The organism is Kordia sp. (genome assembly GCF_045105435.1).
In the GTDB taxonomy this organism is placed as follows: domain Bacteria; phylum Bacteroidota; class Bacteroidia; order Flavobacteriales; family Flavobacteriaceae; genus Kordia.
The window spans coordinates 1-3,139 of record NZ_JBGCDL010000243.1 but is presented as its reverse complement, the minus strand read 5'-3'; the positions used below and the strand labels follow the sequence as shown (position 1 = coordinate 3,139).

Annotated in this window: 4 protein-coding genes; 1 reads left to right on the top strand and 3 read right to left on the bottom strand. The window is 32.2% G+C overall.

What is annotated here, in order from left to right:
• Window positions 1-157 precede the first annotated feature (157 nt).
• Entirely contained in the window at window positions 158-400 is a 243-nt protein-coding gene (locus AB8B65_RS12405; RefSeq protein ID WP_405301367.1) for a hypothetical protein, read from the bottom strand.
• A gap of 22 nt (window positions 401-422) precedes the next feature.
• Between AB8B65_RS12405 and AB8B65_RS12400 the strand changes: the two genes are divergently transcribed.
• Complete coding sequence (locus tag AB8B65_RS12400; RefSeq protein ID WP_405301365.1) at window positions 423-689, top strand: hypothetical protein; 267 nt, start codon at window positions 423-425, stop codon at window positions 687-689.
• A 43-nt stretch (window positions 690-732) separates the two neighbouring features.
• Here AB8B65_RS12400 and AB8B65_RS12395 read toward each other — a convergent pair whose 3' ends face one another.
• Complete coding sequence (locus tag AB8B65_RS12395) at window positions 733-1,503, bottom strand: DUF5131 family protein (RefSeq protein WP_405301363.1); 771 nt, start codon at window positions 1,501-1,503, stop codon at window positions 733-735.
• Window position 1,504: 1 nt separating this feature from the next.
• Entirely contained in the window at window positions 1,505-2,629 is a 1,125-nt protein-coding gene (gene tcmP, locus AB8B65_RS12390; protein ID WP_405301361.1) for a three-Cys-motif partner protein TcmP, read from the bottom strand.
• Between the last annotated feature and the right edge of the window lie 510 nt (window positions 2,630-3,139).

The window sequence follows — 3,139 nt, the reverse complement described above, 5'->3', positions numbered from 1 at the left end:
GGGGTTCTTTTGAGTTGGTTTTTAGTTTTCTCAAAATCATCTACGAATTGACCAGCAGCTTTTGAACCTTGGCGCTCTTCGGTATTCTTTCGGAGTTTTTCAAATTGTGTTTGTGCTCGCAAACCAATTCTAACCTCTTTAATTTTATCCTTCACTATTAGCGATATTTCTTTAAGAAGTCATCTGCGTTCGTTTCTTCTCCTGCTTCCATCTCCTTTATTCCTTCCTCGTAATCCTGTTGAACAGTATCAGGTAATTCATTCCACCAATCTGTTTTGGTATCTCCAGAAGCGGCCAACATACCATCTAAGAAATCAGACACGCGTTGTAGTAAATTATCATTATCCAGTCGTTGCAACTTAGTAATTACAGACTGCAATTGAATATTTGTATGATCCATAGTAAGAATACATTTTAGAGTTATGGCCGCCGTTTATAGAGCTAAACTTGAGCTTGTTAAACAAAAATACAAAAATCAGGCTATATTATCAATAGGTAGACTAGTAATACTGCTTCCAACTATTTTTATCACCTATGTAGAGTTGGTGTATCTAGTCGAAGGAAACATACAAAACAAACACACTACCTTTAAGGATGTTTACACCAAACAAAAGGAAGAGTTTCTATTATTGAATGATGGCGAAATTATTCGATTGGATCACATTGTTAGTGTAGATGGGATAGAATAGTCTGGTGATAACTCTTGTCGTATTTAAGAGGGATTACCTAGTATTATTTTGCCAAAGCGACACTATTAGGCATTGCTCTATAAATATGCCCATCCAGTTCACAACCTCCTTTAGCATGATGCTTGTGCGAAGTATTTATAGTTTCATCATTTGGGTTGTCATTAAATTCTTTTTTGCCCCACTGTTTGAAAAAGAAGGGAGTATTTGTTTCTTTACATCTTAGTTGAACAAAATCTATCCATTCTTTTTTTATTTTTCTGGCTCTTGGCCCAGACTCACCGCCAACAATTACCCAGTCAATCGCATCAAGACTAAGCGTTTTTATAGCACCAATAAGCGGTTCAATAGATAAAAATTTAACTTTAGCATCAGTTTGTTGTAAGTCTTTGATTCTAGGTGTAAAGGTTTGATTTTCAACAGAAACTCCCATCCAGATATTACTTGTCCAATTTAAAGACGGAGATAATTCTAATAATCGCTTAGAGCGTTTTGTTAGAACTTGATAAATATGAGGTGTTTCATTCATAACTTGAAATACCTGTTGGATATAAGATAAAGGAACTTTTTCATGAAACAGGTCGCTCATAGAATTAACAAAAACTACTTTTTTTGTTTTCCAGCTTCTAGGAGTATTTAGAGCCTGTGGAGCTAGGTTAAGTTCAAAACCATTTTGATATTGTTTCACCCCCATAGCCATTAGGCGGTGCGCCATTCTTTCTGCATAGCAATTTTTACATCCTGCTGAGACTTTATCACAACCAGTAACAGGGTTCCATGTCACTTCTGTCCATTCTATTGATGATTTTGTTGCCATTTTATAGTAGTTTTATTTTTGTAGGTTGTTTGTAGTTGTTATCTCCTTTTTTCTTGTACAAGATTCCTGATGTGAGAGAAAGCCTTCCTTCATATTTAATTTTCTTTTGTGCTTTTAAGCTCTCAATTACAGGAATAACATGTTGTCTTATAAAACCGTGATTAAGCATATATGCTACAATATCTTGATCAGTAGTTAATATTCCTTTTAGTATTTCCTCTTCTAGTGAGTTTTCAAAAATTTCTTTTTTAGTGGGTGTAGTTTTACCTGTAAACAAAGATAACTGTGATTTTTTAATTTGAGTATCTTCAATGTCAAAGTTCGCTGTTCCATTTTCCACATCTTGTTTCCAACTTACTGTTAAAAACTTTTCTATACCTAGTGGATGTCTACTGCCAAAGATTAAACCATAGATGTTTTTAGCTTTTCCTTTCTTTTTTTGAATAGAGAAAGGAGCAAGGTAGTAAGTTATATCATTAGGAATAGCTTGTTTATAAGCATCAGCAACTAAGTTATGAATGTGACTTGATTTGCTGTTTTTTATTAATTTAGGACTTATTTGTATAGTACTAGTGATACTACTATTATCAGCAAACCTATTATATGTTGCTGAAGAGACGAAAAAAATAAAATCTGTCATTGTTTTTCTAGCAACTTGTTGAAACAAAGTTTTATCGACATATTTTATTCCATACTGGTCAAAAAATATCAAATTGGCGGCATCTTGCATCTCACTTTGTAGTTGGTGAAACAAAGTTACTGCATCTTTATTGTAATAATGAATATCAAATAGGGCTGGATTATAGCCCATGCTTACAATGTTCTGTTTAAGTTTATTCAACTTGTTGCTATCATAGTCATTAAGATGTAAATGTATTCTTACATCTTTTCTGTTTATGTATTTAGCCTTTGTTATAACATCAACAGCAATTAGAGGACTGCCGTACTTACCAGTTGGGTCGCATCCAACCCCTGAAAAAAAATCAAACACATTAACAACATTAGTGATTGGTTTCGGCCGAGAATTAAAAACAGGAATCCATTCTTTTAGATAATTTTTGTATAATTCTAGTTTAACAATAGTGCCTTCATCAAAAGGCTCATCAAAAAGTTTCTGTTTTGCCATACTGAATAATTAAAGATAACCAAAAAGTTTTAAAGGTGCAATTTTTTGTTTCCTTTTAGAGTTGAAATATAGTTATTTTATTATTAATTCGTACATGTTTTATAATGAAAAATGAATTTTAATATTGTTTTAAAGCAACTCCTGTAAAATCTAGGAAAAATCACCCCGTACAACCCCCACAAAAATACATTTCCTTTATAAGCTGATAATATGCCGAAAACCTTTATTCATCGGCATTAGAGTGATAATGATAGTGTTATAAGGTGATTACATTTTCGAGTAATTTTTATAATGATTTTTACTTTGTATAAAAATGTAATTGAGTTTGCTTTTAAGCTATTTTTACCTTATCTTAGTAATAGTTAGTTATAATATTTTTTATGTGTAATAAACAGATTGTAGTTAAATATTGAAATTTTACAGTTTTATTTAGGCATAATGTTATTGTGAAAACTATTCTATTAACCTGCTAAAAAACTACCTATACAACCGATCCATGCGCTCTAATCT